We start from the raw sequence: 521 nt of genomic DNA, 5'->3' as shown, positions 1-521 counted from the left end.
AGCCTCCCTTCCGCTATAATCATTTTATTTTGCAAACGGACTTCATCATGCCGAAAATCACCCTTATCGCCGCCTACGCCGCCCGCCGCTGTATCGGCATCAACAACACTATGCCTTGGCATTTGCCCGAGGATTTTGCCTTTTTCAAATCCTACACCACCGGCAAACCCGTCATTATGGGCCGCAAAACATGGGAATCTCTGCCGCGCAAACCGCTGCCCGGCCGTCAAAATATCGTCATCACCCGCCAAGATTATCAGGCCGAAGGTGCGCAAACGGCGGCTTCTTTGGAAGATGCGCTGGCTTTGTGTCAGGGGGCTGAAGAAGTCATCATCATGGGCGGCGCTCAAATTTATGCACAAGCCCTGCCGATTGCCACGGATTTGCGTTTGACCGAAGTCGGTTTGGATGTGGACGGCGATGCGTTTTTTCCTGAGTTTTCCACAGAAACATGGCAAGAAGCCTCTCGGGAAAACCATGTTTCCGCCAAAGGCATCGAATACGCGTTTGTGCATTATGTG

The 521-nt window shown here is 52.2% G+C and carries 1 protein-coding gene; it reads left to right on the top strand.

The window, feature by feature from the left end; all coding sequences use genetic code 11:
• Window positions 1-47: 47 nt before the first annotated feature.
• A partial coding sequence (locus tag ACTHUR_RS18140; RefSeq protein ID WP_440400148.1) for a dihydrofolate reductase occupies window positions 48-521 on the top strand: 474 nt, incomplete at its 3' end.

This window comes from Neisseria sp. P0021.S007, assembly GCF_051956855.1.
Note: the sequence above shows the minus strand (reverse complement) of the source record. Positions and strands in the feature narration are given on the sequence as shown.